Source organism: Oerskovia jenensis, assembly GCF_016907235.1.
Classification (GTDB): domain Bacteria; phylum Actinomycetota; class Actinomycetes; order Actinomycetales; family Cellulomonadaceae; genus Oerskovia; species Oerskovia jenensis.
Window position 1 is genome coordinate 1,330,718 of sequence record NZ_JAFBBO010000001.1, and the last position, 25,359, is coordinate 1,356,076.

26 protein-coding genes are annotated in these 25,359 nt (G+C 73.2%); 10 read left to right on the forward strand and 16 right to left on the reverse strand.

Features of this window, described 5'->3' with window-relative positions; genetic code table 11:
• Positions 1-91 precede the first annotated feature (91 nt).
• Together JOD49_RS05925 and JOD49_RS05930 are read left to right on the forward strand one after the other, a co-directional pair.
• On the forward strand, positions 92-1,108 hold the full coding sequence (locus tag JOD49_RS05925) for a DUF4031 domain-containing protein (RefSeq protein WP_205306375.1): 1,017 nt from the start codon (positions 92-94) through the stop codon (positions 1,106-1,108).
• Between the two features lie 10 nt (positions 1,109-1,118).
• A complete protein-coding gene (locus JOD49_RS05930) occupies positions 1,119-1,934 on the forward strand; it encodes a SanA/YdcF family protein (protein WP_205306376.1) in 816 nt (271 codons plus the stop codon).
• Here the strand turns inward: JOD49_RS05930 and JOD49_RS05935 are convergent.
• Both JOD49_RS05935 and JOD49_RS05940 read right to left on the reverse strand, forming a co-directional pair.
• Positions 1,909-3,546: a succinic semialdehyde dehydrogenase gene (locus JOD49_RS05935; RefSeq protein WP_205306377.1), complete on the reverse strand. Its 1,638-nt coding sequence runs from the start codon at positions 3,544-3,546 to the stop codon at positions 1,909-1,911. The genes JOD49_RS05930 and JOD49_RS05935 overlap by 26 nt on opposite strands.
• A 126-nt stretch (positions 3,547-3,672) precedes the next feature.
• On the reverse strand, positions 3,673-4,293 hold the full coding sequence (locus JOD49_RS05940) for a TetR family transcriptional regulator (RefSeq protein ID WP_205306378.1): 621 nt from the start codon (positions 4,291-4,293) through the stop codon (positions 3,673-3,675).
• Positions 4,294-4,388: 95 nt separating this feature from the next.
• Here JOD49_RS05940 and JOD49_RS05945 point away from each other — a divergent pair, with 95 nt between their 5' ends.
• Positions 4,389-5,150: an SDR family NAD(P)-dependent oxidoreductase gene (locus JOD49_RS05945; RefSeq protein WP_205306379.1), complete on the forward strand. Its 762-nt coding sequence runs from the start codon at positions 4,389-4,391 to the stop codon at positions 5,148-5,150.
• An 88-nt stretch (positions 5,151-5,238) separates the two neighbouring features.
• Here the strand turns inward: JOD49_RS05945 and JOD49_RS05950 are convergent, their stop codons facing one another.
• From JOD49_RS05950 to JOD49_RS05960, 3 genes are read right to left on the reverse strand one after another with little or no spacing between them, the layout of a single operon-like run.
• Positions 5,239-5,832: a GNAT family acetyltransferase gene (locus tag JOD49_RS05950; RefSeq protein WP_205306380.1), complete on the reverse strand. Its 594-nt coding sequence runs from the start codon at positions 5,830-5,832 to the stop codon at positions 5,239-5,241.
• A complete protein-coding gene (locus tag JOD49_RS05955; protein WP_205306381.1) occupies positions 5,832-6,956 on the reverse strand; it encodes a GuaB3 family IMP dehydrogenase-related protein in 1,125 nt (374 codons plus the stop codon). Before JOD49_RS05955 ends, JOD49_RS05950 begins: the two co-directional genes overlap by 1 nt.
• Positions 6,953-7,099, reverse strand: a complete 147-nt coding sequence (locus JOD49_RS05960; RefSeq protein WP_205306382.1) for a hypothetical protein — start codon at positions 7,097-7,099, stop codon at positions 6,953-6,955. The genes JOD49_RS05955 and JOD49_RS05960 overlap by 4 nt, the downstream gene beginning before the upstream one ends.
• Before the next feature lie 84 nt (positions 7,100-7,183).
• Here JOD49_RS05960 and JOD49_RS05965 point away from each other — a divergent pair, with 84 nt between their 5' ends.
• Positions 7,184-7,882, forward strand: coding sequence for an exonuclease domain-containing protein (locus JOD49_RS05965; protein WP_205306383.1), 699 nt, complete (start codon positions 7,184-7,186; stop codon positions 7,880-7,882).
• Positions 7,883-8,055: 173 nt separating this feature from the next.
• Positions 8,056-9,591 (forward strand): UDP-N-acetylglucosamine 1-carboxyvinyltransferase, encoded by a 1,536-nt coding sequence (locus JOD49_RS05970; protein ID WP_372441356.1) that lies wholly within the window; start codon positions 8,056-8,058, stop codon positions 9,589-9,591.
• A gap of 134 nt (positions 9,592-9,725) precedes the next feature.
• Here the strand turns inward: JOD49_RS05970 and guaB are convergent, their stop codons facing one another.
• The gene (gene guaB, locus JOD49_RS05975; RefSeq protein WP_205306385.1) at positions 9,726-11,249 is read right to left on the reverse strand and encodes an IMP dehydrogenase; all 1,524 of its coding nucleotides are present in this window, start codon (positions 11,247-11,249) and stop codon (positions 9,726-9,728) included.
• Between the two features lie 139 nt (positions 11,250-11,388).
• Complete coding sequence (locus tag JOD49_RS05980) at positions 11,389-12,528, reverse strand: MerR family transcriptional regulator (RefSeq protein WP_205306386.1); 1,140 nt, start codon at positions 12,526-12,528, stop codon at positions 11,389-11,391.
• A 211-nt stretch (positions 12,529-12,739) separates the two neighbouring features.
• Here JOD49_RS05980 and JOD49_RS05985 point away from each other — a divergent pair, with 211 nt between their 5' ends.
• Positions 12,740-13,027 carry a WhiB family transcriptional regulator gene (locus tag JOD49_RS05985; RefSeq protein ID WP_205306387.1) on the forward strand — a complete coding sequence of 96 codons (288 nt, stop codon included), beginning with the start codon at positions 12,740-12,742 and terminating at the stop codon, positions 13,025-13,027.
• A 231-nt stretch (positions 13,028-13,258) separates the two neighbouring features.
• Here the strand turns inward: JOD49_RS05985 and groES are convergent, their stop codons facing one another.
• Positions 13,259-13,555 (reverse strand): co-chaperone GroES, encoded by a 297-nt coding sequence (gene groES, locus JOD49_RS05990; RefSeq protein ID WP_030151887.1) that lies wholly within the window; start codon positions 13,553-13,555, stop codon positions 13,259-13,261.
• Positions 13,556-13,758: 203 nt separating this feature from the next.
• On the opposite strand from groES, the gene JOD49_RS05995 reads away from it, so the two are divergent.
• From JOD49_RS05995 to JOD49_RS06005, 3 genes are all read left to right on the forward strand, one after another.
• Positions 13,759-15,057 (forward strand): class I SAM-dependent methyltransferase, encoded by a 1,299-nt coding sequence (locus JOD49_RS05995; RefSeq protein ID WP_205306388.1) that lies wholly within the window; start codon positions 13,759-13,761, stop codon positions 15,055-15,057.
• 3 nt (positions 15,058-15,060) lie between these two features.
• Positions 15,061-16,197 (forward strand): glutamate--cysteine ligase, encoded by a 1,137-nt coding sequence (locus JOD49_RS06000; RefSeq protein ID WP_205306389.1) that lies wholly within the window; start codon positions 15,061-15,063, stop codon positions 16,195-16,197.
• Between the two features lie 143 nt (positions 16,198-16,340).
• Positions 16,341-17,090 (forward strand): class I SAM-dependent methyltransferase, encoded by a 750-nt coding sequence (locus tag JOD49_RS06005; RefSeq protein WP_205306390.1) that lies wholly within the window; start codon positions 16,341-16,343, stop codon positions 17,088-17,090.
• A gap of 117 nt (positions 17,091-17,207) precedes the next feature.
• Here JOD49_RS06005 and tsaD read toward each other — a convergent pair whose 3' ends face one another.
• Positions 17,208-18,278: a tRNA (adenosine(37)-N6)-threonylcarbamoyltransferase complex transferase subunit TsaD gene (tsaD, locus tag JOD49_RS06010; protein ID WP_205306391.1), complete on the reverse strand. Its 1,071-nt coding sequence runs from the start codon at positions 18,276-18,278 to the stop codon at positions 17,208-17,210.
• Positions 18,279-18,447: 169 nt separating this feature from the next.
• Between tsaD and JOD49_RS06015 the strand changes: the two genes are divergently transcribed.
• A complete protein-coding gene (locus JOD49_RS06015) occupies positions 18,448-19,089 on the forward strand; it encodes a malonic semialdehyde reductase (RefSeq protein ID WP_205306392.1) in 642 nt (213 codons plus the stop codon).
• Positions 19,090-19,225: 136 nt separating this feature from the next.
• Here the strand turns inward: JOD49_RS06015 and JOD49_RS06020 are convergent, their stop codons facing one another.
• From JOD49_RS06020 to JOD49_RS06050, 7 genes are all read right to left on the reverse strand, one after another.
• On the reverse strand, positions 19,226-20,083 hold the full coding sequence (locus tag JOD49_RS06020) for a sulfurtransferase (RefSeq protein ID WP_205306393.1): 858 nt from the start codon (positions 20,081-20,083) through the stop codon (positions 19,226-19,228).
• Positions 20,080-20,628, reverse strand: a complete 549-nt coding sequence (rimI, locus tag JOD49_RS06025; protein ID WP_205306394.1) for a ribosomal protein S18-alanine N-acetyltransferase — start codon at positions 20,626-20,628, stop codon at positions 20,080-20,082. The genes JOD49_RS06020 and rimI overlap by 4 nt, the downstream gene beginning before the upstream one ends.
• Complete coding sequence (gene tsaB / locus JOD49_RS06030; RefSeq protein ID WP_205306395.1) at positions 20,625-21,356, reverse strand: tRNA (adenosine(37)-N6)-threonylcarbamoyltransferase complex dimerization subunit type 1 TsaB; 732 nt, start codon at positions 21,354-21,356, stop codon at positions 20,625-20,627. Before tsaB ends, rimI begins: the two co-directional genes overlap by 4 nt.
• A 9-nt stretch (positions 21,357-21,365) precedes the next feature.
• Positions 21,366-22,025 carry a tRNA (adenosine(37)-N6)-threonylcarbamoyltransferase complex ATPase subunit type 1 TsaE gene (tsaE, locus tag JOD49_RS06035; protein WP_205306396.1) on the reverse strand — a complete coding sequence of 220 codons (660 nt, stop codon included), beginning with the start codon at positions 22,023-22,025 and terminating at the stop codon, positions 21,366-21,368.
• Positions 22,022-23,377: an alanine racemase gene (alr, locus tag JOD49_RS06040; protein WP_205308839.1), complete on the reverse strand. Its 1,356-nt coding sequence runs from the start codon at positions 23,375-23,377 to the stop codon at positions 22,022-22,024. The genes tsaE and alr overlap by 4 nt, the downstream gene beginning before the upstream one ends.
• Positions 23,378-23,541: 164 nt before the next feature.
• Positions 23,542-24,519 (reverse strand): pseudouridine synthase, encoded by a 978-nt coding sequence (locus tag JOD49_RS06045; RefSeq protein WP_307822416.1) that lies wholly within the window; start codon positions 24,517-24,519, stop codon positions 23,542-23,544.
• Positions 24,520-24,571: 52 nt separating this feature from the next.
• Positions 24,572-25,354 carry a nucleoside/nucleotide kinase family protein gene (locus JOD49_RS06050; RefSeq protein ID WP_205306397.1) on the reverse strand — a complete coding sequence of 261 codons (783 nt, stop codon included), beginning with the start codon at positions 25,352-25,354 and terminating at the stop codon, positions 24,572-24,574.
• Positions 25,355-25,359 lie beyond the last annotated feature (5 nt).

A 25,359-nucleotide genomic window follows, 5' to 3' on the forward strand; every position in this document is an offset into this window, starting at 1 on the left:
GCGCACCGAGCACCGCGCGACGCCACCGTGCGCGGGCACGGCACTGCCCGCGCACGCCCCGAGCCACGCCTCGACCCTCTAGGGTCGAGGCGTGGCTCTTCTCATCGACCCGCCGACCTGGCCGGCCCACGGCACCCTCTGGTCCCACCTCGTCTCGGACTCCTCGCTCGACGAGCTGCACGACTTCGCGCAGCGGCTGGGGCTGGGGCGGCGCGCGTTCGACCTCGACCACTACGACGTCCCGGCCGAGCGCCATGCGGACTGCGTCGCCGCCGGGGCGAGCGACGTGTCGGGGCGCGAGCTCATCGTGCGCCTGCGGGCCTCGGGTCTGCGCGTCCCGGCGAGCGAGCGTGGCGCTGCCAAGGCCGCGGCCCTGCTGGCACGGTGGGACGCCCTGCTGCCAGGGCTCCCGGGCGCGCACGAGGTGGGCGAGGACCTGGTCGCTCGCTGGCACGAGCCGCACCGCGCCTATCACGGGCCCGCGCACCTGGTCCACGTGCTCGACTCCCTCGCGGTCCTGGAGGGCCGCTCGCCGGGCGTGCCCTCCCCCGCCGAGCCTGCGCCGTCGGGCACGTCGTCGCACGCACAGCTCGCGCTGTGGTTCCACGACGCGGTCCACGAGGGCGTGGCGGGCGAGGACGAGGAGGCGTCGGCCGCGCTCGCGGTCGCCCGCCTGTCCCCTCTCGTCCCCCGCCCGACGACGCCGCTCACCGGAGGCCGACCGCTCGCCCCGGGCGGGGCGCACCTCACGTCCGACGACGTCGCGGAGGTCGCGCGCCTCGTCCGGCTCACGGCGACGCACGACCCGGACCCCGACGACGTGGTGGGTGCCCTCGTGTGCGACGCCGATCTCGCGATCCTCGGCAGCATGCCCGACCGGTACGCCCGCTACGTCCGGCAGGTCCGCGCGGAGTACGCCCACGTGCCCGACGAGCAGTTCGTGGCGGGTCGTGCCGCGGTCCTCGAGCAGCTGCTCGCGCTCCCCTCGCTCTTCCGGACCCCGCTGGGGCGCGACCGCTGGCAGGAGCGCGCCGAGCACAACCTGCGGACCGAGCTCGCGGGCCTCGTCGCGCGCGGCCTCGCGCCGGGCGGCGACCGGCGCCACTAGGCTCGCCCGCATGAGCGAGCAGGGGACCGACCGGGCGACGCCCCGGGAGACGACGACCGGCACGACGCGCAGGCCCGGCACGGCCACGGAGAGCCCCGCAGGTCCCGACGGGGACCACCGACCGGTCCCGTCGTGGCTGCGCGGCCGCCGCGGGCGCGCCGTGGTCGTCGGGGCCGCCGTGCTCGCCCTCGCGCTCGCCGCCCCCGTCACGTGGGTCCAGGTGAGCGGCCGGCTGCGCGTGCAGCCCGGTGTCGAGGACGTCCCCGCGCGCCCCGTGGCGCTCGTCCTCGGCGCGGGCCTGCGCCCCGACGGCACGCCCTCGACCTACCTGACCCGGCGCCTCGACGCCGCGCGTGAGCTGTACGAGCGCGGCACGGTCGAGGTGATCCTCGTGAGCGGGGACAACTCCCGCGAGGACTACGACGAGCCGACCGCGATGCTCGACTGGCTCGTGGGGCACGGCGTGCCCGCAGATCGCGTGGTGCGCGACTTCGCGGGCTTCGACACCCACGACACGTGCGTGCGTGCCCGTGAGGTCTTCGGCGTCACCGAGGCCGTGGTCCTCACACAGGACTACCACCTGCCCCGCGCGCTGTTCTCGTGCGCGCAGGCCGGGATCGACGCCGTGGGTGTCGGGGTGTCCGCCGAGAGCGTCGAGCCCGCGAAGGCGGTCGTGTACCGGGTCCGCGAGGTGCCGGCCTCGCTCAAGGCGGCGTGGGACGCCGTGACCGGCCGGGAGCCCGTGCACCTGGGCGCGCGCGAGACCGGGGTCACGGACGTCCTGGACTCCCTCTCGGCCGCTACGGCAGCCGCAGCTTCTTCATGACCCCGAAGGCCGTCGTGAGCAGGCGGCTGGCCCGGTCGGCGGGCTGCGCGTAGAGCGTGTCGAAGCTCAGTCCGCGCGAGACCCCGCGCTGGACCACGATCGTCTGCGCCTCGGTGAGCGCCTCGATCCCCTCGCGCCCGTGCCGACGGCCCTGCCCCGAGGACTTGAACCCACCCATGGGCGCCGCGACCGAGCCGAACGCTGCGGCGTACCCGTCGTTGATGTTGACGGCGCCGGCCTCGACCTGCGCCGCGAGGCGACGTCCGCGCGCGGTGTCCTGCGTCCAGATGCTCGCGCTGAGCCCCAGGTCCGAGTCGTTCATGACGCGGATCGCGGCCGCGTCGTCGGGCACCCTCGTCACCGTGACGACCGGGCCGAACGTCTCCTCGTGTGAGCACGCGGCCGTGGGCGGCACGTGGTCGAGCACCGTGGGCGCGTAGAAGAACGGGCCGATGTCCGCACGGTGCACCCCGCCTGCGAGCACCCGAGCTCCCTGGGACAGCGCGTCGTCGACGTGCGCGACCACACGGTCGAGCTGCGCCTGGGACGTGAGCGAGCCCATGTCGACCGAGTAGTCGAGCGCGGTGCCGAGCCTGAGCTCGCGCACGAGCGGGACGAACGCGTCCAGGAACTCGTCGGCGATGTCCTCGTGCAGGATCAGCCGCTCGATCGAGACGCAGAGCTGGCCGCTGTTGGAGAAGCACGCACGTACGGCACCCTGGGCCGCGGACGGGACGTGCGCGTCCGCCGCGACGTACAGCGGGTTCTTGCCGCCCAGCTCGAGCGTGGTGCCGATGAGCCGCTCGCCTGCCTGCGCGGCGACCTTGCGCCCGGTCGCGGTCGAGCCCGTGAACGCGATGTGGTCGACGAGCCCCGTCAGGGCCGCGCCGATCTCCCCACCGCCGGCCACGACGAGCAGGAGGTCACCGGGCAGCCCGGCCTCCTCCAGGACCTCGGCGGCCCAGAGGGCCGTCAAGGTCGTCTGGGGGTCCGGCTTGACCACCACGGCGTTGCCCGCGACCAGGGCGGGCAGGGCCTCGGCGAGGGCGAGCGTGAGGGGGTAGTTCCAGGGGGCGATCGCTCCGACGACGCCGACGGGGCGGCGGTGCACGCTCGCGCGCGTCAGGACGGGCAGCATCCCGCCCACGCGACGCTCGGCGAGGTAGTGCGCGGCCCGCACGCCGTAGTGGCGCGTGACCTGGGCGATGTCGCCGACCTCCTCGAACGCGCTACGACGGGACTTGCCCGTCTCCATCTGGAGCAGGTCCAGGATCTCGGTCTGACGCTCCAGGACCAGGTCGTGGAAGCGCAGGAGCACCGCGGAGCGCTCGGCGACCGTGGTGTGCGCCCAGGAGCGCTGCGCCCGGCGCGCGCGCTCGACAGCGACCGCGACGTCCTCGACCGAGGACAGGGGGATCGACGCGAGGGGCGCCCCGGTGAACGGCAGGACCGAACGGTGCTCCCCCGCCGTGTGGGAGGTGACGACGCGGGCCACGAGGGGAGCGACGACGTCGGGCTCCAGGACGTAGGTGGCGGAAGGGTGCTCCGGGTCGAGAAGGCCGTCGATGGCGGCGCTGCCGCCCTGGCTGCCGTCCGATGTTTCGCTTGCCATGCGTGACAGGTTACGCGGCAGTACCCCCGGGCAGAACATCCTTCACACAATCCCCTTTGGTACGTCTCGCCCGGGCGCAGGACGCGGCGACGGGGGCAGCGTGGCCGTCCTGTCCAACCCGCCCGGTCACTCCCGGTCCTGCGCCACCCAGGTGCGCGCGCCGTCGAGCAGGTGTGACAGCGCCTCGTCGACGACCTCGGCAGGGTCGCGATCCGGAGCGCTCTGCGCCCACCAGACGAGGGCCGCGAAGTTCGCCGCGGAGCATGCGGCCGCGAGCGACTGCGCGCGCAGCGACGGTTCGAGCTGCCCTTCGGCGCGGGCCAGGAACTCCCCGACGAGCGCGGCCGAGGTCCCGATGCTCGACGTGCCCCAGGCGAGGAGCTCGTCGTCGGCCGCGATGAGGGACAGGCGCTGGCGCGTGATCTCGAGCGCTGCGGCCGGGAAGGTCGAGGACGCCACGAAGGCGACCCGCACCACGTCGAGGGCCTCGGCCGGGCTCGCGGGACTGCTCGCGCCCAGCACCTCGGTGATGGCGTCGCGCGCCTCCCCCGAGCCGCCCCAGACCATCGCGGCCTTGGACGGGAAGAGTCGGAAGAGGGTCCGACGCCCGACGCCGCACGCGCTCGCGACGTCGTCCATCGTGACGTTGCCGAAGCCCCGCTCGGTGAAGAGGCGTAGAGCCGTGGCGGCGACGCGCGCCGGGTCGACCGTGGCAGGTCGGCCCCGGCGTGCGGGTGTCTGCGACATCACATCTCCTCGCGAAACATATTTATGGCACTGAGTGTTAGAAAGGTACCAGGAGCCACATCCAGGCACCTCGACCCGGCGGAAGGACCCCCATCATGAGCACGTCGACCATCCCGAACCGATTCTCCGGCGCGACCGTCGTCGTCACCGGCGCAGGTTCCGGCATCGGCAAGGCCACCGCGACACGGCTGCTCGCCGAGGGGGCGCGCGTCATCGCGAGCGACCTCGACGCCGACCGCCTCGAGACCCTCGCCACCGAGAGCGGCGAGGCCCCGCTCCTGACCGTCGTCGGCGACGTGTCCGACGACGCCGTGATCGCGCGCATCGTCGAGGCCGGCGAAGGGCGCATCACGGGACTCGTCAACAACGCGGGGATCATGGACTCGTTCGTCCCCACGGCCGAGATCGACGACGCCCTCTGGGAGCGCGTCCTGCGCATCAACGTGACCGCACCCATGAAGCTCATGCGCGCCGTGCTGCCCGCGATGGTCGAGGCCGGTCACGGCCGGATCGTCAACGTCGCGAGCGAGGCCAGCATCCGCGCGGGCGCCTCGGGCACGCCCTACGCCACCTCGAAGCACGCGGTCGTGGGCCTGACCAAGAGCACCGCGCTCTTCTACGGCCCGGCCGGCGTGCGCGTCAACGCCGTGGCTCCGGGCGCGGTCGCGACCAACATCGAGGCACCGTTCCGCTCCGAGCTCGGCGCCCGGCGCCTCGGTCCGATCATGCAGGCGACCGTCCCGGAACCTGCCACGGCCGAGCAGCTCGCGGCCTCGATCACGTGGCTGCTCTCCGAGGACTCGGCCAACGTGAACGGCGTGCTCCTCATGTCGGACGGCGGCTGGTCGACGATCTGATCCCCCCGGGGGTGCCGACCCGAGGTCGGTCAGGCAGCTGCGACGAGCTGCTGCCTGACCGACCTCGGGTCTCGGCACCTGCGCCGGCTCAGAGGAGGTCGCGGCCGAGGACCGTGCACTCGGCGTCGACGTACCCGAGCCCCTCGTAGAAGCCCAGGACCTGCGTGTTGGTCGTGCGCACCATGAGGCGCACCTTGCGCACGCCCTGCGACGCGAGCCACGCCTCCGCGGCGACCACCGCGTCGCGGCCGAGCCCCGTACCCTGCAGCTCGGGCGCCACGGCGACGTAGTAGATCCAGCCGCGGTGCCCGTCGAACCCGGCCATCGCCGTCGCGACGACGGCGCCCGCCCCGCTCGCCGGAGCGTCCGGGGCACCCGCGTGCGCGACGAGGATCGTCGAGGACCCTGCCGTCCGGGCGTCCGCCACGTCGAGGTGGGGGTCGTTCCACGGCCGGGCGAGACCGCACGCCTCCCACAGGACCACGACCTGCTCGACGTCGGCGTCGGTGATCTCCCGGAAGTCGACACCACCCACGGAGAACGGGCCGACGGCGCCGTCCCGCACCGGCTCGACCGCGCCCTCAGGGGCGGTCTGCGCGGGTCCAGGCTCGCCGCCGGTGGGCGCACCCGCGCCGAGGGCGTTCGTCAGCCCGACCCCGTCGCGGATGCGGCCCGGAGCCATCAGCGCGGCTGGTACGGCGAGACGACGACCTCGACGCGCTGGAACTCCTTGAGGTCCGAGTAGCCCGTCGTGGCCATCGCGCGCTTGAGCGCGCCCACCAGGTTGAGCGTGCCGTCGGCCTGACGACCCGGGCCGAACAGGATCTCGTCGAGCGAGCCCGCGGTGCCGACGCTCACGCGCTCGCCACGAGGAAGCTGCGGGTGGTGCGCCTCGGAGCCCCAGTGCCAGCCCTTGCCGGGCGCCTCGGTGGCACGCGCCAGGGCGGCGCCGAGCATCACCGCGTCCGCACCGCACGCGACGGCCTTGACCAGGTCGCCCGAGCGCCCCACGCCACCGTCGGCGATGACGTGCACGTACCGGCCGCCCGACTCGTCCAGGTAGTCACGACGCGCCGCCGCGACGTCCGCGACGGCCGTCGCCATGGGTGCGTGGATGCCGAGGCTCACACGCGTCGTGTGCGCCGCGCCGCCGCCGAAGCCCACGAGGACGCCGGCCGCACCCGTACGCATGAGGTGCAGGGCCGCGGTGTAGGTCGAGGCGCCGCCGACGATGACCGGGACGTCGAGCTCGTAGATGAAGCGCTTGAGGTTGAGCGGCTCCGCGTTGCCCGAGACGTGCTCGGCCGAGACCGTGGTGCCGCGGATGACGAACAGGTCCACCCCGGCGTCGACGACGGTCTTGTAGAACTCCTGCGTGCGCTGCGGCGACAGGGCGCCCGCGACCGTGACGCCGGACTCCCGGATCTCCTTGAGGCGCTGGGTGATCAGCTCGGCCTTGATGGGCTCGGCGTACACCTCCTGCATGCGACGCGTCGCGCTCGGGGCGTCGAGCGTCGCGATCTCCGCGAGGATCGGCTCCGGGTTCTCGTAGCGCGTCCACAGCCCCTCGAGGTCCAGGACGCCCAGGCCGCCCGCGTTGCCCAGGGCGACCGCGGTCGACGGGCTCATCACCGAGTCCATGGGGGCGGCCAGGATCGGCAGGTCGAAGTGATAGGCGTCGATCTGCCACCCGACCGACACGTCCTCCGGGTCACGCGTACGCCGGGAGGGGACCACGGCGATGTCGTCGAAGGAGAAGGCGCGCCGTCCGCGCTTGCCACGACCGATCTCGATCTCGTTGCTCACCCGACGAGGATACCGGCCCCGGGCACGGGCACGCCCTCGCGCGCCACGCGATGGACCATGGCGTCCCAGCAGCACCACCCGTCAGGGCTGTCAGGGCTGTCAGGGCTGTCAGGGCTGTCAGGGCTGTCAGTGGCCGCTGGCATGCTCACCAGCAGAGACCAGGGACGGTCGCGCACGGCGAGGACCGCCGGGCCACCACCCACAGGACGACCGCAAGGAGCACGACGATGAGCTGGACGACCGGACCGCTGCTGGGCTTCGACACCGAGACCACCGGGGTCGACGTCACGAACGACCGCATCGTGACCGCCGCGCTCGTGCGGCGCGTCCCGGGGCGCAGCACCGAGGTCCGGACCTGGCTCGTCGACCCCGGCGTCCCCATCCCCGCGGAGGCCGCCGCGATCCACGGCATCTCGACCGAGCACGCGGTCCAGCACGGCGTGGCTCCCGGACCGGCCCTCGAGGAGATCGCGACGATCATCGCCGCGGACCTCGCGATCGGCGTGCCCGTGGTCGCGTTCAACGCGGCGTTCGACCTGTCGCTGCTCGACGCCGAGCTCGCGCGCCACGCACTGCCGACGCTGGGCGAGCGCCTGGGCCGCGAGGTCACGCCCGTGATCGACCCGCTCGTCCTCGACCGTTCGCTCGACCGCTTCCGCAAGGGCAAGCGCAAGCTCGGCGACCTGTGCGTCCACTACGGCGTGACCGACGGCGGCAACCTGCACACCGCGGACGTCGACGTCCTCGCGACGCTCGACGTGCTCGAGGCCATGACCCGCGCCTTCCCCGAGCTCGCCGAGCAGGACCTCGACTCGCTGCACCGCCAGCAGATCACGGCTCACCGGGCCTGGGCCGAGAACTTCAACACCTGGCGCGCCGGCCAGGGATACGTCGGCGCGGGGGCCAGCACCACGTGGCCGTCGTGAGCCGCTCCGACTGACAGACAGACCGGCAGACAGACCAGGGCCACCCCCAGGCCCGTCGCCCGTGAAACCTCATAGAACATATGGGCCGCTCGTGATGATCCCGTGAAATCGGGCCGCCACCCCAAGATCACCGCGCCAATATCTCATCGATGAGTTACCGTCGGCTCATGACCATGGTCGACGAAGCACCCCAGCACCTCGCACAGGTCGCCGCACTCATCCGCGGCGCACGCCAGAACAAGGGCCTCACCCAGGCTCAGCTCGCCGAGCGCCTCGGGACGAGCCAGAGCGCGATCCATCGGATCGAGCAGGGCTCGCAGAACGTGAGCCTCGACATGCTCGCCCGGATCAGCGCGGCGCTCGACTCGGAGATCATCTCGTTCGGGGCTCCCAAGCACTCCCACCTGCGGGTCAGCGGCGGCCACGAGCTCTCCGGTCGCATCGAGGTCAACTCGTCGAAGAACGGCGCCGTCGCGCTGCTCTGCGCCTCGCTCCTCAACCGTGGCCGCACCACCCTGCGCCGCGTCGCGCGCATCGTGGAGGTCGACCGCATCGTCGACGTCCTGCGGAGCATCGGCGTCCAGGCGGTCTGGTCCGCCGACGGTCGTGACCTCGAGATCGTCGTGCCCGCGCAGCTCGACCTCGCGTCGATCGACGTCGACGCCGCGCGCCGCACCCGCTCGATCATCATGTTCCTCGGTCCCCTGCTCGGTCTCCAGGACGAGTTCTCCCTCCCCTACGCGGGCGGCTGCGACCTGGGCACGCGGACCGTCGAGCCCCACATGATCGCGCTGCGCCCGTTCGGGCTGTCGGTCACCGCGGCCTCGGGCAACTACGAGGCGATCGTCGCAGCCCCCGGCACCCACGACCTGAGCGTCGTCCTCACCGAGCGTGGCGACACCGTCACCGAGAACGCGATCATGGCCGCCGCCTCGCGCGACGGCGTGACCACGATCCGCAACGCGAGCCCCAACTACATGGTCCAGGACCTCTGCTTCTACCTCGAGCTCCTGGGCGTGCGCATCGAGGGCATCGGCACCACGACGCTGCGCATCCACGGTCGCACCGACATCGACGCCGACGTGGAGTACGCGGTCTCGGAGGACCCGGTCGAGGCCATGAGCCTCCTGACCGCCGGGATCGTCACGGGCTCGGAGATCACGGTCGCGCGCGTACCCATCGAGTTCATGGAGATCGAGCTCGCGACCCTGTCCGAGATGGGACTGCGCTACTCGCTCTCTCCCGAGTACCTGGCGCTCAACGGACGCACCCGTCTGGTCGACGTCACGGTCCACCCGAGCGAGCTGCACGCACCCATCGACAAGATCCACCCCATGCCGTTCCCGGGGCTCAACATCGACAACCTCCCGTTCTTCGCCGTCATCGCGGCGTGCGCGAGCGGGCACACCCTCATCCACGACTGGGTGTACGAGGGCCGGGCCATCCACCTGAGCGACCTCACGCGCCTCGGCGCCGACGTCCGGCTGCTCGACTCGCACCGGCTCGACATCACGGGCCCGACCCACTGGTCGGGCGCCGAGGTGAGCTGCCCGCCCGCGCTGCGGCCCGCCGTCGTGATCCTGCTCGCGATGCTCGCGGCGAAGGGCACCTCGGTGCTGCGCAACGTCGACATCATCTCGCGCGGATACGAGCAGCTCCAGGAGCGGCTCATCGAGCTCGGCGCGCGGATCGAGACCTTCCGCGACTGAGCTCGACAAGACGGACGACAGGACGGGCGCGACCCTCGTGGGGGTCGCGCCCGTCCTGTCGTCCGTCTCGTCGGGTCCCGGGGCAGGACCGGGCCGCGTGGAGCGGCGCGGGGCCGGCCTGGAGGCCCGTGCGGTCAGCGCCCCGTGTAGTTGGGGGCCTCGACCGTCATCTGGATGTCGTGCGGGTGCGACTCCTTGAGCCCGGCCGGCGTGATGCGCACGAACTTGCCGCGCTCCTGGAGCTGCGGGATGGTGTGCGCGCCGACGTAGAACATCGACTGGTGCAGGCCGCCGACGAGCTGGTGCGCGACCGCACCGAGCGGGCCGCGGTAGGGCACCTGCCCCTCGATGCCCTCGGGCACGATCTTGTCGTCGCTCGCGACGTCGGCCTGGAAGTAGCGGTCCTTGGAGTACGAGGCCTTCTTGCCGCGCGAGGCCATGGCGCCGATCGAGCCCATGCCGCGGTAGAGCTTGAACTGCTTGCCGTTGACGAACACGAGGTCGCCGGGGCTCTCGTCGCAGCCTGCGAGGAGCGAGCCGAGCATGACGGTGTCCGCGCCCGCGACGAGCGCCTTGGCGATGTCGCCCGAGTACTGGAGGCCACCGTCCCCGATGACCGGGACGCCGGCCGGACGGCACGCGAGCGAGGCCTCGTAGATCGCGGTCACCTGCGGGACGCCGACGCCCGCGACGACGCGGGTCGTGCAGATCGAGCCGGGGCCGACTCCGACCTTGACCCCGTCCGCGCCGGCGTCGACCAGCGCCTGGGCGCCTGCACGGGTCGCGACGTTGCCGCCGACGACCTGGACGTCCTTGAACGCCGGGTCCGCCTTGAGCTTGCGGATCATGTCGAGCAGGAGGCGCGCGTGGCCGTTCGCGGTGTCCGCGACCAGGACGTCGACGCCGGCCTCGGCGAGCGCGGTCGCACGCGTCCAGGCGTCACCGAAGAACCCGATCGCCGCCCCCACGCGCAGACGGCCCTCGCCGTCCTTGGTGGCGCCGGGGTACTGCTCGGTCTTGACGAAGTCCTTGACCGTGATGAGGCCGCCCAGGCGCCCCTCGGCGTCGATGAGCGGGAGCTTCTCGATCTTGTGCTTGGCCAGGAGCGCGGCGGCGTCGTCGCGCGCGATGCCGATCGGCGCCGTCACGAGGGGCATGGGCGTCATGATCTCGAACACGCGACGCTCGGCGAAGTCCGCGGGGTTGACGAACCGCAGGTCCCGGTTCGTGATGATGCCGACGAGCTTGCCGTCCGCCTCGACGACGGGCAGCCCGGACACCCGGTACTGGCCGCACAGCGCGTCGAGCTCGGCGAGCGTGGCCTCGGGACCGACCGTGACCGGGTCGGTGATCATGCCGGACTCGGACCGCTTGACGAGGTCGACCTCCTTGGCCTGCGCCTCGATCGACAGGTTGCGGTGGATGATGCCGATCCCGCCCTGGCGGGCCATCGCGATCGCCATGCGCGACTCGGTCACGGTGTCCATCGCGGCCGAGAGCAGCGGTGCGGACATGGTGATCTCGCGCGTCAGCCGCGCGGTCGTGTCGACCTCGCTCGGGATGACGTCCGTCTCGTTCGGGAGCAGGAGGACGTCGTCGTACGTCAGTCCGGTGAAGCCGAAGGGGTCGTGTGCGGGGGCTGCGAGAGAGTCGGTCACATCAAGATTCTACGCTCAGGGCCTCCGGCATATTCCCGGCCGTCCCGCCACTGGGACGGCCGGGGGACGGCCGGGTGACGGCCGGGGGACGGCCGGGGGACGGCCGGCAGGCTGCCGGACGGGCTGCGCGTGGCGCAGGTCACCGCACGACGGCGAGCGCCTCGTGGAGCAGTCCCGTGAAGCTGCGCACGCGCTGGACGGTCGAGGCGTACGGCAGGCTCGCCGCGGCCTCGTCGTTCGCGAGCCCGACGAAGATGGGCAGGTCCGGGTTGGCCTCGTGGAGCGTGTGCACGACGTCGAGCACCGGCCGGGGCTGCATGGTCACCACCGCGATGGCCGCAGGGCGGACCATGGTGACGAGCTCGAGCGAACGGTGCGCCGTGGCCGAGCCCGTGACGATGCGCGCCATGGCCCCCTGGGCGCCGAGCGCCGCGGCGAGTGCGTGCGCCGCGAGCGGCACCTGCTCTCCCGGCGCGGCGAAGATCAGGACGATCCGGCGCATGCGGCTCGGGTGGTTGGGCGGCGGGCCGCCTCCCGCGACGAGCGCCTCCTCGGACGCGTGCGTGTACTCGCGCAGGGCGGCCAGGGTCGCGTTGGAGAACACGACCTCGGGCATCTCTCCCGGGGACGCGAGGAACGTCCGCTCGGCGATGCGGTGCAGCGCGGGCTCCACGAGCGTCGACCACCAGTGCCCGGGGTCGGCGCCGGGGGCGATGCGCAGGAGCTGGTCGCACTTCTTCTGGTCGAACGCGATGGCGGCGTCCACGACGTCGGACACGCTCGTCGGGCGCGGCGCACCGAGCCGCACGGGCTCGTCGTCGGCCGATCGTGGCACCGAGCGCAGGAGCCGCACCCCGCCGGGCGCGCTGTCGGCCGGAGGGGCCGAGGCGCCGGGCTCCTGCTCGGAGCCCTCTTCCTCGGGTTCGTCCGCACCGTCGGCATGATCGCCGTCGTCCGCGTCGCCGTCCCCGATCTCGCTCTCGAGGGCCAGCTCGGCCTCGTCGGCGTCGAGGGCGGCTCGCGCGGCGTCGACGGGCGCGACCCCTTCGAGCGTCAGGCGACGCATGATGACGAGGCGCGCGACGTCGTCGGCGGTGTAGCGCCGGTGCGAACCGGCGGTGTGCTCAGAGGGCCCGAGACCGTAGCGACGGTCCCAGGTGCGGAGGGTGGCCGGGGCGACGCCCAGCCTCTTGGCGACGGCCGCGACGGCGAGAGCGGGTGCCTCGGTCGCCTTCCGTCGGGGCCCGCCGGGGTTCGGGGCGGACCGGAGTGAAGTCATGCACCCGATTCTGCCGACCGGTTCAGTCGCTCGCCACTTCGGACGCGGCGTGTCTCAGTCCGTGATGCCCGAATCGGCTGAACCACCTCTGAAACGAGTGCGGTTCGCGCCACCTCGGACGCAAATCGATGCAGACCGCCAAGAACCGGTTCACGAACTTCCTCACGTCAGCCACTTGAACAACTTCTGCAACGCTTGTAGGTTGTCCTGCATGACAGAGATCTCGAGGCTCCCCGGACCGGTCATGGAACTGTGGGAATGGCAGTACCAGGGCTCGTGCCGCGACCAGGACGACACCCTCTTCTTCCACCCGGAGGGCGAGCGAGGCTCGACCCGACGACGACGTGCCGAGGCCGCCAAGGCGATCTGCGCCTCGTGCCCCGTCATGCTGCAGTGCCGTGAGCAGTCCCTCAAGGTCCGCGAGCCCTACGGGGTCTGGGGCGGCCTCAGCGAGGACGAGCGCGCCGCCATCCTGGCCGGCGCCGCGAAGACCGGCTGACCGACCGCACCGCGGACCGTGCGACGGTCCGCACCGCGAAGGCCGGGAGCCCCGCTCGCGCCCGCGAGCAGCGCACGGCCCCGCGCCGCAGCAACGCAGCCACACGTCCCGGCGCCCGCGCCGACCTCGAGATCAGCCGGCACCGGACAGGACGAAGGGCCCCGCAACCGACAGGTTGCGGGGCCCTTCGTCACCAGCAGAGCTGCTGGACGTCAGCCTGTGATCAGAGGATCAGGAGACGACCACGGCGAGGATGTCGCGCGCGGAGAGCACCAGGTACTCCTGGCCCCCGTACTTGACCTCGGTGCCGCCGTACTTGCTGTAGATGACCTTGTCGCCGACGACGACGTCCAACGGGACGCGGTTGCCGTTGTCGTCGATACGACCCGGACCAACTGCCAGGACCTCGCCCTCCTGGGGCTTCTCCTTGGCGGTGTCCGGAATGACCAGGCCGGATGCGGTCGTGGTCTCGGCCTCGAGGGCCTTCACGACGATCCGGTCCTCGAGCGGCTTGATGGGGACCGACACGTCGGACCTCCGTTTCGCTGTGAGAACTGCAACGGGTAGGTGTCGAGCGCAGCCTGCCGTCCGTCGTCGCGGGTGCCGGACCGGCGGGAGTCGCTCTCGTCGCCCTCACCCGAGGGTGCGAACGACCTACGCTCAATCTAGGTCCGCATTAGCACTCGGTCAAGGCGAGTGCCAACGCGCGCCGGGCGTGGAAAGATCGACGCATGGACGCGTCGGCACTGACCAAGCTGCTCAGCCCGGCGGGATGGTCGCTCCTGAGCGCGCTCCCGCCCTACGACGAGCGCCAGGCCATGGTGCTCGCGACCGGCCTGCGCGCCCAGGGCGTCGACCCCGAGCTCGCCGCGGCGGCCCTGACCCAGTCCCGCCTGCGCGCCAAGGCCCACCTCAAGTTCGACGCGTTCGCGGACGGCATGCTCTTCACCCAGGACGGTCTCGAGCAGGCGACCCGGCTCGTGGTCGCGGCCCACCACGCGCAGCGCTACCACGCGGCCGGCGTCACCAAGGTGGCCGACCTGACGTGCGGCATCGGCGCGGACTCCATGACCTTCGCCGGGACGGGGCTGCAGGTCCTCGCGACCGACATCGACGAGGTCACGGCCTCGATCGCGACGGTCAACCTGCGTCACTTCCCCGAGGCCGAGGTCCGCCACACGGACGGCCTGAGCATCGACCTGGTCGCCGAGGGCGTCGACGGCGTGTTCGCCGACCCGGCCCGGCGCACCCGCTCGGGCACGCGCATCTTCGACCCGCGCTCCTACGCTCCCCCGCTCGACGACGTCTGGGCGTTGCGCTCGGTCGTGCCCGCGGTCGGGATCAAGGTGGGGCCCGGCATCCCGCACGCGGGCCTGCCCACCGACGCCGAGACCCAGTGGGTCTCGGTCGACGGCGACGTCGTGGAGGCCGCGCTGTGGTTCGGCCCCCTCGCCCCGGACGGGCCGGGGCGCACGGCCCTCGTGCTGCGCAGCACGACCGACGCCGAGGGCAACCGGCGCACGACGTCACGCACCCTGCGCCACGACCAGGGCGACGACGAGCCCGTACCGGACGTGGGCGCCGTCGGGCACTACCTGTACGAGCCCGACGGCGCGATCATCCGCGCCGGGCTCGTGGCCCACGCCGCCGCCGAGCTCGGCGGGCGGCTGCTCGACCGGACCATCGCGTACGTCACGACCGACCACCCCGCGCCGCGCACGGTCGTGGGCAGCGCGGACAGTGCTGACCTTGCCACCGGGTACCGCGTCCTGGACGTCATGCCCTTCAGCCTCAAGAAGCTCAAGGCGTACCTGCGAGAGCGGGGCGTCGGGCGGCTGACCATCAAGAAGCGGGGCACGGCCGTCGTGCCGGAACAGCTCCGCAAGCAGCTCGACCTGCGCGGCACCGCGGAGGCGACCGTCGTCCTGACCAGGATCGGCGGATCGCAGCAGGTCCTGGTCGTCGAGCCGTTGACCCGGCCCGACGGCACGAGCGTGCTCGACTCCCCCACGCCTGGAGAAAGGGGCTGATCGGTGCACCTTCCCTTCGCCCGGTCCGAACGCTCGTCCGTCGGCATCGAGTGGGAGCTCGCGCTCGTCGACAAGGACTCGGGCGACCTGCGCCAGGTCGCCCAGACCGTGCTCGACGCGGTCGAGCCCGCCGACGGCTCGCAGCACCCGCACATCCGCCAGGAGCTGCTCCTCAACACCGTCGAGGTCGTGAGCGGCGTGTGCCGCACGGTCGGCGACGCCGGCCGCGACCTCGAGGCCGCGATCGAGGAGATCCGCGTCCTGACCGACCCGCTGCGCGTCGAGCTCATGAGCGCGGGCACGCACCCCTTCGCACGCTGGGCCCAGCAGAAGGTCACGGACAAGGAGCGCTACGCGACCCTCATCGACCGCACGCAGTGGTGGGGGCGGCAGATGCTCATCTACGGCGTGCACGTGCACGTCGGGATCGAGGACCGCGCCAAGGTGCTGCCGATCTCGCGCGCGATGCTCGGCTACTTCGCGCACCTGCAGTCGCTCTCGGCGTCGTCGCCCTTCTGGGGCGGCAAGGACACGGGCTACGCGTCGAACCGCGCGCTCATGTTCCAGCAGCTCCCGACCGCGGGACTGGGCTTCCAGTTCGAGACGTGGGAACAGCTCGAGGGCTACGTGGGCGACATGATGCACACGGGCGTGATCGACCAGTTCGACGAGGTCCGCTGGGACCTGCGGCCGTCCCCACGCTTCGGGACGCTCGAGACGCGCATCTGCGACGGCGCGACCAACCTGACCGAGGTCCTCGCGCTCGCGGCGCTCAACCACTGCCTGGTCGAGCACCTGTCGACGCTGCTCGACCAGGGCAAGGAGCTCCCCACGATCCCGGCCTGGTTCGCGCAGGAGAACAAGTGGCGCTCGGCGCGGTACGGCATGGACGCGATCATCATCCTCGACCGTGCGGGCAACGAGGAGCTCGTGACCGAGGCCGTGAGCAAGCTGCTCGTCGAGCTCGAGCCGGTCGCCGCGCGTCTCGGGTGCCTCGCCGAGCTCGACGACGTACGCCTCATCCTGCGCCGGGGCGCCTCCTACCAGCGGCAGCGGGCCGTGGCGCGGCGCAACGGCGGCGAGCTCGACGCCGTCGTGCGGGCGCTCGTCGCGGAGATGCGGGCGGGCCGCCCGCTCTGACGGGGCCCGACGGCGGGGCGCGGGCACCGCAGGTCGCCACGGCGCCCGCTCGGGTCGCCGGCCACGCCCGTGTCCAGGAGGTCCCGCAGCGCCCCGCGCGCCGGTCCGGATATTGCGTTGCCCCTGCTGAGACCATGGGACGCATGGATCCTGCGGACTTCTACACGGGCATCGTCGCCGAGCTCTACGCTCCCCTGAAGTCGGGCTACGAGGATCCGGAGCGCTACGCACGCTTCGTGCTCGACTCGGGCGAGCCCGCGCTGGAGCTCGGCTGCGGCGACGGGGACCCGCTCCTGGTCCTGCGCTCGCTGGGGCTCGACGTCGAGGGGGTGGACTCGTCGGCCGACATGCTCGAACGCTGCCGCTCGCTCGCAGCCGTCCAGGGGCTCGACGTCACGGTCCACCACCAGCGCATGGAGTCCCTCGACCTGCCGCACACGTACCGCTCGATCTACCTCGCAGGGCCCACGTTCTGTCTCCTGCCCGACGACGACACCGCGCTCGCGGCCCTGCGGGGCATCCGCTCCCACCTGACCGACGACGGGACCGCGCTCGTCCCGCTCTTCGTCCCGTCCCCCACGCCCCCCGAGGTCGTGGGGGTCTCTCGTGAGACGACGCGTGAGGACGGCGCCCTCCTGCGGGTCGGGGTCGTGGCCGAGGAGCGCGACGAGCTCGCGCGGACCCAGCGCAGCGCGCTGCGCTACGAGCGGGTCCTCGACGGGGCGAGCACCGTCGAGGAGCGGCTCTGGACGATCCACTGGTACACGCAGGACGGGTTCCGGGCCCTCGCCACGGCGGCCGGCCTGGAGACGGTCGAGGTCCAGGACGAGGACGGGCACCACGTCGCGCCGGACGCCGACGAGTTCACGTTCCTGCTGCGCCCGGCCCGCTGAGCCGCTGCCCGCTGTCGCGGGCCGCACGGCCGCGGGCCGCGCGACGAGAACGGGATCGAGGTCGTCGTCGAGGAGACGGCGACCTCGATCCCGTTCTCGAGCGCTGCTCGCCCCGGCTCAGACCGAGACGGTCGTGAGCGGCATCGAGGAGTCGACGGGGATGTCCAGGCCCGACGGCGCCACACCGGCCCGCACGACGGCCGACCCGAGCGCGGCGATCATCGCACCGTTGTCGGTGCAGTAGCGGATGGGCGGGATGCGCAGGTCGATCCCGGCCTCGGCGCAGCGCTCGGCCGCCATGTCGCGCAGCTGCGAGTTGGCGCTGAACCCTCCACCGATCACGAGGGTCTCGACGCCGTGCCGCTGGCACGCAGCGATGGTCTTGGCCGTGAGGACGTCGGCGACGGCCTCGGCGAAGGACGCGGCGACGTCGTTGAGCGGTACCTCGAGGCCGCTGTCGACGCGGGCCTCGACCCACCGGGCCACCGCGGTCTTGAGCCCCGAGAACGAGAAGTCGTAGGCGTGCTTCTCCTGGTCCTTGCGGGCCGTGAGGCCACGCGGGAACCGGATCGCCGTGGGGTCGCCCTCGCGGGCGAGGCGGTCGACGTGCGGGCCGCCCGGGTAGGGCAGGCCGAGCAGGCGCCCGACCTTGTCGAAGGCCTCGCCCGCGGCGTCGTCGAGCGTCGAGCCGAGCTCGGTCACGTCGGTCGCGAAGTCGTCGACCATGAGCAGCGACGAGTGCCCGCCGGAGACCACGAGCGCCATGACGCGGTCGGGGAACTCACCGTGGACGAGCTCGTCCACGGCGGCGTGGCCGATCACGTGGTTGACCCCGTAGAGCGGCTTGTTCAGACCGATCGACAGGGCCTTGGCCGCCGAGGCGCCGATCGTGAGCGGTCCCACGAGGCCGGGTCCGGCCGTCACGGCGATCGCGTCGATCTCGGACAGGTCGACGTCGGCCTCGCCCAGCGCGCGCTGGATCGTGGGGATCATCGCCTCGAGGTGGGCGCGCGAGGCGACCTCGGGGATGATGCCGCCGTAGCGGGCGTGCTCGTCCATCGAGCTCGCGACCGCGTCGACGAGGAGCTCGCGACCGCGCACGAGCGCGACGCCCGTCTCGTCGCAGGACGTCTCGATCCCGAGGACCAGGGGCGCGCCGGAGTTGTCAGTGGAACCGCCAGAAACCATGGTTCCCAGGGTAGTCGCGTGGCGACGGTCGTCGAGCGCACCGCTCGTCCGGGTGGCGCGACGAGGACGGGCCGTGACGGGCCCTCGACCGAGACCGTCGGAGTCGGTGTGTCGCACGTCACGGCGCCCACCGGGAAGGGTGATTGATCCTTCAACTGTTGACCGAGGCATGAGCACAGAGACCTTCACCCCCATCGACGCCGCCTTCGACGACCTCCTCGAGATCGACGCCTCGACCGCCGACCTCCTGTTCCGCGAGGCCCGCACCGTCCACGCGTTCGAGGACGAGGCCGTCCCCGACGAGAAGATCCAGGCCGCCTACGACCTGGTCCGCTGGGGCCCGACCGCCATGAACACCGTGCCGCTGCGCCTCCTCGTGGTCCGCGACCCCGAGGCCCGTGCGCGCCTCGTCGAGCACATGGCCGACGGCAACAAGGCCAAGACCCTCGCCGCGCCGCTCACGATCGTCGCCGCGGCCGACACCAACTTCCACGAGTACCTCCCGGTCCTCGCCCCGCACATGGAAGGCGCCAAGGAGAACCTCGAGGCGGCCGGCGTCGAGACCCGCGCGGGCATGTCCCGCACGTCCGCGCTGATCCAGGTCGGCTACTTCATCGTGGGCCTGCGCGCCGCCGGTCTGCACGTCGGACCCATGGGCGGGTTCGACGCCGCAGGCATCGACGCCGAGTTCTTCGGCGAGAACGGCTGGAAGTCGCTCGTCGTCATCAACGTCGGCACCCCGGCCGGCGAGGGCGCGACCTACCCGCGCCAGACGCGCCTCACGTTCGACCAGGCCTCCGAGACTCTCTGAGACCCTCTGAGGTTCGCAGCGCACAGGACCGTCGAAGGCGCTGGGACCCCCGAGGCGCCGCGCGGCACGGCGTCACCCGTGCTCTGACGCCCCGCTCGTCGCGGCCACCCTCAGCACGACCCCCAGACCCGTCCGGTCAGGCCCCCGTGGCCACCGGGCGGGTCTCGTCGTTCGACCACTGCGACCACGATCCCGCGTACAGCGCGGCGTCGACGCCGATCGTCGCGAGGGCCGCGACCTCGTGCGCGGCCGTGACGCCCGAGCCGCAGTACACGCCGACCTGACGGCTCGCGGCGCCCTCCACGCCCAGTCCCGCGAAACGCTCGCGGAGCGCCGCCTCGTCGAGGAAGCGCCCGTCGGGTCCCAGGTTGCCGGTCGTCGGCGCGCTCACCGCGCCCGGTACGTGCCCCGCACGCGGGTCCACGGGCTCGACCTCGCCCCGGAAGCGTTCGCCTGCCCGGGCGTCCAGGAGCAGCCCGTCGCCCGACGACGCCAGGTGGGCCGCGTCGTCGGGCGTGAGCGTGGGGAGCGCGCCCTGGGACAGCACGACGTCCCCTGGGGCCGTCGCCACCTCCCCCGTCTCGACGGCGAAGCCCTCGCCCGTCCACGCGCCCAGGCCGCCGTCGAGCAGGCGGACGTCCGCGAGGCCCGCCCAGCGCAGCAGCCACCACGCGCGCGCGGCCGACGTGGCCCCCACGGCGTCGTACGCGACCACGCGCGACCCCGCGCGCACGCCCCAGCGACGAGCCGCCGCCTGGAGGTCGGCGAGGTCCGGCAGGGGGTGCCGCCCACGCGCGGGTGACGCCGGCGCGGCGAGCTCGGCCTCGAGGTCCACGAACACCGCGCCCGGCAGGTGCCCCGCGAGGTACTGCTCGTGGCCGTCGGTCACGCCGAGCGCCCAGCGGACGTCGAGCAGGACCAGGTCGCCCGCGCCCGCGGCGATCTCGTCGTGCAGCGCCCGCGCCGAGACGAGCACCGCGTCGCGAGCGCTCACGCGACGCCCGGCTCGTCGGGCAGGACGTCACCCTCGCCGGCCGCGGGAGCGGGCTCGGCGGAGTCGTCGGACAGCTCGAGGCGCATGGTGTAGGCGTCGACGTCCTCGGGCTGGTAGTACCGCTTGCGGATGCCGAGCTGCTCGAACCCGAACTTGCCGTACATGGCCAGCGCCGCGTCGTTGTCGACCGCGACCTCGAGCAGGACCGCGCTCGCCCCGACCTGACGCGACCGGTCGATCAGCGCCGTCAGGAGCACCGACCCGATGCCCAGGTGGTGGTACTGCGGGTCCACCCCGATCGTCATGATCTGCGTGACGTCGCCGTCGAACCACAGCCCCGCATAGCCGACGAGCTCCTGCGGGCCCGCCGCATAGATGCGCACGGGCTCGGCCGCGACGTACCAGCGGCCCAGCGCACCGAGCTCGTCGGCCAGCATCCCGTACGTCCAGGCGCTCGGGCCGAACAGCTCCTGCTCGAGGCGCACGACGCGCGGCAGGTCCGCCGCGCGCAGCGGCCGCAGCTTGACCTCGTAGTGCGCGCTCACGCCCCGCTCGCCTTCGGGCCGGTCACGGGCGCGTCGGTCGCGCGCTTGCGGGCCGCGGGCTCCTGGACGTCGGGGCGGCGCAGGTACAGCGGCTCGGTGGGCTGCTCGACGTCCGCGTCGCGGCGCGCGATCGCGAGCCGCGCCAGCACGACCGCGTCGGGGACGAGCGGGGCGTCCTCGGCGAGCGGCAGGTGCTCCGGGTAGAGCGACGCCCCCTCCCCCACGACCACGGCGCCCGCGACCTGGTCGGCCAGTCCCGCGGCCGGACCCACGTCCGGACCGGCCACGAGCTCGACGACGGGCGTCGCGTGCGGCCCCTCGTGCGCGACCACGCGGTAGCGCGCCCAATACACCTCGCGGCGCCGGGCGTCGGCCGTCGCGAGGACCTCGTCGCCCGGCGTCAGGCCCAGGTCGCTCACGGCCTGCGCCGCGATCGCGTCGAGCCCGGAGACCCCGAGCGCCGGGATGCCCAGCGAGAGCGCGAGCGTGCGCGCCGTGACCAGACCGACCCGCAGGCCCGTGAACGGGGCCGGGCCCGTGCCCGCGACGACCGCGGTCAGCGCGGTCCGGTCCACCCCGGCCTCGGCGAGCACCTCGCTGATGAGCGGGGCGAGGGTCTCGGCGTGCCGACGGCGCTCGTCCGCCGAGCGCACAGCGAGCCGTTCACCGCCGTCCCCGACGAGGGCGACCGCGACGGCGGCTGACGTATCGAGCGCGAGAACTGCCACGGTCCCAGCCTACTTTTCCGCAGGCCGGTTCGCGGCCAGGTCCTGGTCGGCCGGCCCGCCGGCGGCCGGGTCCGCTGCGGCGTGCTCCGCCTCGACCGCCGTGCGCAGCCCGTCCGCGAGCCGGTCGACGTCGGCCCACCGGTCACCCAGGGCGCGCACGGTCACGTGCCGGACGCCGGCCTCGGGCGACTCGGTCTCGTCGTCGGGGTCGACCGGCTCGCCGTCGGTCTCGCCGGACCGGGACGTCCCCGCCGTGGCGGACGTGTCGACGCCGCCGCGCGGACGCTCGATCGTGATCTCCAGGCGGTCCTCCGCGAGCGACTCCACGAGGTCCTGCCCCCACTCGACGACCGTGACCGACTCGTCGAGGCTCGCGTCGAGGTCGAGGGCCTCGACCTCGTCGAGCGAACCGAGGCGGTAGGCGTCGACGTGGACCAGGTACGGGCCGTCCGCGAGCGGCGGGTGGACGCGCGCGATGATGAAGGTCGGCGACGCGACCTGGCCCCGCACCCCCAGCCCCGCGCCGATGCCCTGCGTCAGGGTCGTCTTGCCCGCGCCCAGGTCACCCGTGAGCATCACGAGGTCGCCCGCGCGCAGCTCGCGCGCCAGGGCCAGGCCGAACGCGCGGGTCGCGTCCGCGTCGGGCAGGTCGAAGGTCAGGTCGGTCATGACAGCCACTCCTGGTCGTCGTGCGTGCGGTCACGCAGCGTGTGGTCCTGTGCGCGGTCCGCCCGCGCCGGGGCGGGCCCGCCGAGAGCGGCGTCACCGCCCGTGGTGGGCTCCGCCGTCGGGCCCGACGCGTCGCCGCCGTCCCGATAGACGCGCGGCACGCGGGCTCCCAGCCGCGTCGTGATCTCGTAGCTGATGGTGCCGGCGGCCAGCGCCCAGTCCTCCGCGGTCGGGGCCCCGCCGCGCGCGAGGCCCGCACCGGGGCCGAACAGCGTCACGACGTCGCCCGCCCGCTCGGCGGCGTACGGGCCCAGGTCGAGCACGAACTGGTCCATGCAGACCCGCCCCGCGACGTGCAGGACGCGGCCCGTGCCGTCGATCCCGCCCGTCTCGTCGATCGGCCCGCCGACCAGCACGGGCCCACCGGGCCGCTCGGGCAGGGCACCCGACGCGTGCCGTGGGATGCCGTCGGCATAGCCGAGCGGGACCACACCGAGGATCGTCGCGTGCGACGTCGTGTAGGCGTGCGCGTAGGACACGCCCTGTCCCTCCGGGACGTGCTTGACCGTCGCGAGCTCGGCCTCGAGCGTCATGGCCGGGGTCAGACCGAAGTCGTCGGGCGTCCCGAGCTGCGGGACCGGCGAGAGCCCGTAGACGGCCAGACCCGGGCGGACCAGGTCGTAGTGGACGCGGGGGTTCGTGAGCGTCGCGGCCGAGTTCGCGAGGTGACGCACCTCGAGCCGCACCCCCGCGGCCTCGGCCGTGCGGACCGCGTCGTCGAAGACCTCGGCCTGGTGCAGGACGGTCGGGTGCTCGGGCTCGTCCGCGAACGCGAAGTGCGACCAGATCCCGACGACGCTCAGGACCCCTTCCGACTCCGCGCGCCGGGCCGCGTCGAGCACGGCCGGGAGCTGGTCGGGCACGATCCCGTTGCGACCGAGCCCCGTGTCGATCTTGAGGTGCACGCGCGCCGGGCGGCCGGCCGCGCGACCCGCCGCAGCGACCTCGTCGAGGGCCCAGGGCGCGGCGACCGAGACGTCGATCTCCGCCTCGACCAGTGCCCGCAGCGGCGCCCCGGGGGCGTAGAGCCACGTGAGGACCCGCGCCCGGTCCGGGCCGATCCCCGCGGCGCGCAGTGCGAGCGCCTCCGAGACCTGGGCCGTGCCGAGCCACGTCGCACCGCCCGCGAGCGCCGCACGCGCGCTGGGCAGCAGGCCGTGGCCGTACGCGTCGGCCTTGACGACGGCCATGACCTGCGCGGTGCTCGCACGGGACGCGAGCGACTCGACGTTCGAGCGGATCGCGTCCAGGTCGATCACGGCACGCGCCGGGTAGTAGTCGGCGGGATGCACGGCACCGGCCGCCGTGAGGGGGGTGAAGTCGTCCGCGGATCCGTGCCTGGGGTCGCTGAAGGGGCTCACGGTCACCGATTCTCTCACCGGAACGCCCGGCCGGGGGTGAGCGGTCCCCGCCCCGGAGGAGACGGGCGCTCCCGACGACGGTGACGCCGTCGGGCCTAGGACCACTCCTGGAGGGGCCGCGTCGTCTCGAACCGTCGTGCCTCGCCGCTGAGCGGGTCGACGAACTCGATCGAGCGAGAGACGAGCTGGAGCGGGCGGCCGAAGTCGTCGGGGCGCACGTCGTAGAACGTCGGGTAGAAGTTGTCGTGCAGGATCGGCAGGCCGAGCGAGTTCATGTGCAGCCGGAGCTGGTGGGTCTTGCCGGTGTGCGGCGTCAGGCGGTAGAGGCCGAGCGTGCCGGCCACGGCCTCCCGGGTGTCCACGAGCTCGACGAGGCTCTCGGAGTTCGGCTCGCCGGGAACCTCGAAGGCGCGCATGACGCCGCGCTCCTTGTGGATGCGGCTGCGCACGACGCGCGGGAGGTCGAGCGCAGGGTCGACACGAGCCACGGCCTCGTAGACCTTGGTCACGCGGCGCTCGGCGAAGAGCGTCTGGTACGGGCCGCGGACCTCGGGTCGTACGGTCAGGACGAGCACCCCGGCCGTGACCCTGTCGAGCCGGTGCGCGGGCGAGAGCTCGGGCAGGTCGAGGTCTCGGCGCAACCGCACGAGCGCCGACTCGGCGATGAACGCCCCCCGGGGGATGCTCGCGAGGAAGTGCGGCTTGTCGACCACGACGAGGTCGTCGTCCCGGTACAGGATCTCGATCTCGAAAGGCACGCGCGTCTCGACGGGCGGGTCCCGGTAGAGGAACACGCGCGCGTGCTGCGCGAAAGGGGTCTGCGCCGTGACCGGCCGACCCAGGTGGTCGACGACCTCGCCCGCGGCGACCTTCTCGCGCAGGCGCGGCTCGTCGTCGGGGAAGCGATGGACGAGATGGTCCAGCACGGTCTCCCAGCGCGGGGACCCCTCGCCCCCGTCCCCGTTCGCGGGCAGGACGACGCGCGTGGCGTTGAGCCCGTCCCGCACGGGCAGCGGCTGGGACGGGGCACGCCGACGGCGCGGCGGGACGTGAGAGGTCGTGGGGGGCGGCACGCCACCACGGTAGCCGCTGCCCCACGACGGTCCGCTCCGGACGGCGAGGCGCTCACGCACGCACGACGACGTCGGCCCGGCCCCGCGTCGAGGCCACCAGCCGGGCGTTGGTCTCGTCCGGGCCGAGCACCCACTCGCGCGCCACGGCGGGCGGCCTGCCGTGACGGACGTGCCGTGCGACGAGGCGTTCGACGCGGGTCGCGTCGGGAAGGTCGACGAACCACGTCTCGTCGAGAAGGTCCCGGACCGGGCTCCAGCGCCCGTCGTCGTGCCCGTCGCCGAGCAGGAGGTAGTTGCCCTCGGTCAGGACGAGCTCGACCTCCGGCCCCACCGGTATCGAGCCGGCCACGGGCTCCTCGATCTCGCGGTCGAACGCGGGGGCGTAGACCGTGACTCCCCGGCGTGGCGCCCGGAGCCGTTCGAGAAGGGCCACGAAGCCGTGCGCGTCGAACGTGTCGGGCGCTCCCTTGCGGTCCCGGCGCCCGAGGCGTGCGAGCTCGACGTCCGCGAGGTGGAACCCGTCCATGGGCACGACGACGGCGCGCACCCCGGTCGACCCGACCGGAGGCGGGCGGTGGTCGCGCACGTCCGGCGCCTCCTCGACCGCTCCGGCGTCGGCGCCACCCGGTACCGTCCCGCCCACGAGCTCCGCCAGGACGTCGGCGGCGAGCGTCGACTTGCCCGCTCCGGGTGCCCCGGCGATCCCGACGAGCACCCTCACGCGGCCCTGCGACCCCTGCGTGTGCCGGGCCGTCGCGACGAGCGACCGACATCGCGCCACGAGGGCAGCCCTGACGTCCCCCTCGACCACGACCTGGTCACCCTCGATCGGCATCTGTC

Excerpts from the sequence above, each read along its gene's own strand:
- JOD49_RS05930 (WP_205306376.1), top strand. The coding sequence starts at position 1,119 with ATGAGCGAGCAGGGGACCGACCGGGCGACGCCCCGGGAGACGACGACC.
- JOD49_RS05935 (WP_205306377.1), bottom strand. The coding sequence starts at position 3,546 with ATGGCAAGCGAAACATCGGACGGCAGCCAGGGCGGCAGCGCCGCCATC.
- JOD49_RS05940 (WP_205306378.1), bottom strand. The coding sequence starts at position 4,293 with ATGTCGCAGACACCCGCACGCCGGGGCCGACCTGCCACGGTCGACCCG.
- JOD49_RS05945 (WP_205306379.1), top strand. The coding sequence starts at position 4,389 with ATGAGCACGTCGACCATCCCGAACCGATTCTCCGGCGCGACCGTCGTC.
- JOD49_RS05950 (WP_205306380.1), bottom strand. The coding sequence starts at position 5,832 with ATGGCTCCGGGCCGCATCCGCGACGGGGTCGGGCTGACGAACGCCCTC.
- JOD49_RS05960 (WP_205306382.1), bottom strand. The coding sequence starts at position 7,099 with ATGCCAGCGGCCACTGACAGCCCTGACAGCCCTGACAGCCCTGACAGC.
- JOD49_RS05965 (WP_205306383.1), top strand. The coding sequence starts at position 7,184 with ATGAGCTGGACGACCGGACCGCTGCTGGGCTTCGACACCGAGACCACC.
- JOD49_RS05970 (WP_372441356.1), top strand. The coding sequence starts at position 8,056 with ATGGTCGACGAAGCACCCCAGCACCTCGCACAGGTCGCCGCACTCATC.
- JOD49_RS05980 (WP_205306386.1), bottom strand. The coding sequence starts at position 12,528 with ATGACTTCACTCCGGTCCGCCCCGAACCCCGGCGGGCCCCGACGGAAG.
- JOD49_RS05985 (WP_205306387.1), top strand. The coding sequence starts at position 12,740 with ATGACAGAGATCTCGAGGCTCCCCGGACCGGTCATGGAACTGTGGGAA.
- JOD49_RS05995 (WP_205306388.1), top strand. The coding sequence starts at position 13,759 with ATGGACGCGTCGGCACTGACCAAGCTGCTCAGCCCGGCGGGATGGTCG.
- JOD49_RS06005 (WP_205306390.1), top strand. The coding sequence starts at position 16,341 with ATGGATCCTGCGGACTTCTACACGGGCATCGTCGCCGAGCTCTACGCT.
- tsaD (WP_205306391.1), bottom strand. The coding sequence starts at position 18,278 with ATGGTTTCTGGCGGTTCCACTGACAACTCCGGCGCGCCCCTGGTCCTC.
- JOD49_RS06015 (WP_205306392.1), top strand. The coding sequence starts at position 18,448 with ATGAGCACAGAGACCTTCACCCCCATCGACGCCGCCTTCGACGACCTC.
- tsaE (WP_205306396.1), bottom strand. The coding sequence starts at position 22,025 with ATGACCGACCTGACCTTCGACCTGCCCGACGCGGACGCGACCCGCGCG.
- JOD49_RS06050 (WP_205306397.1), bottom strand. The coding sequence starts at position 25,354 with ATGCCGATCGAGGGTGACCAGGTCGTGGTCGAGGGGGACGTCAGGGCT.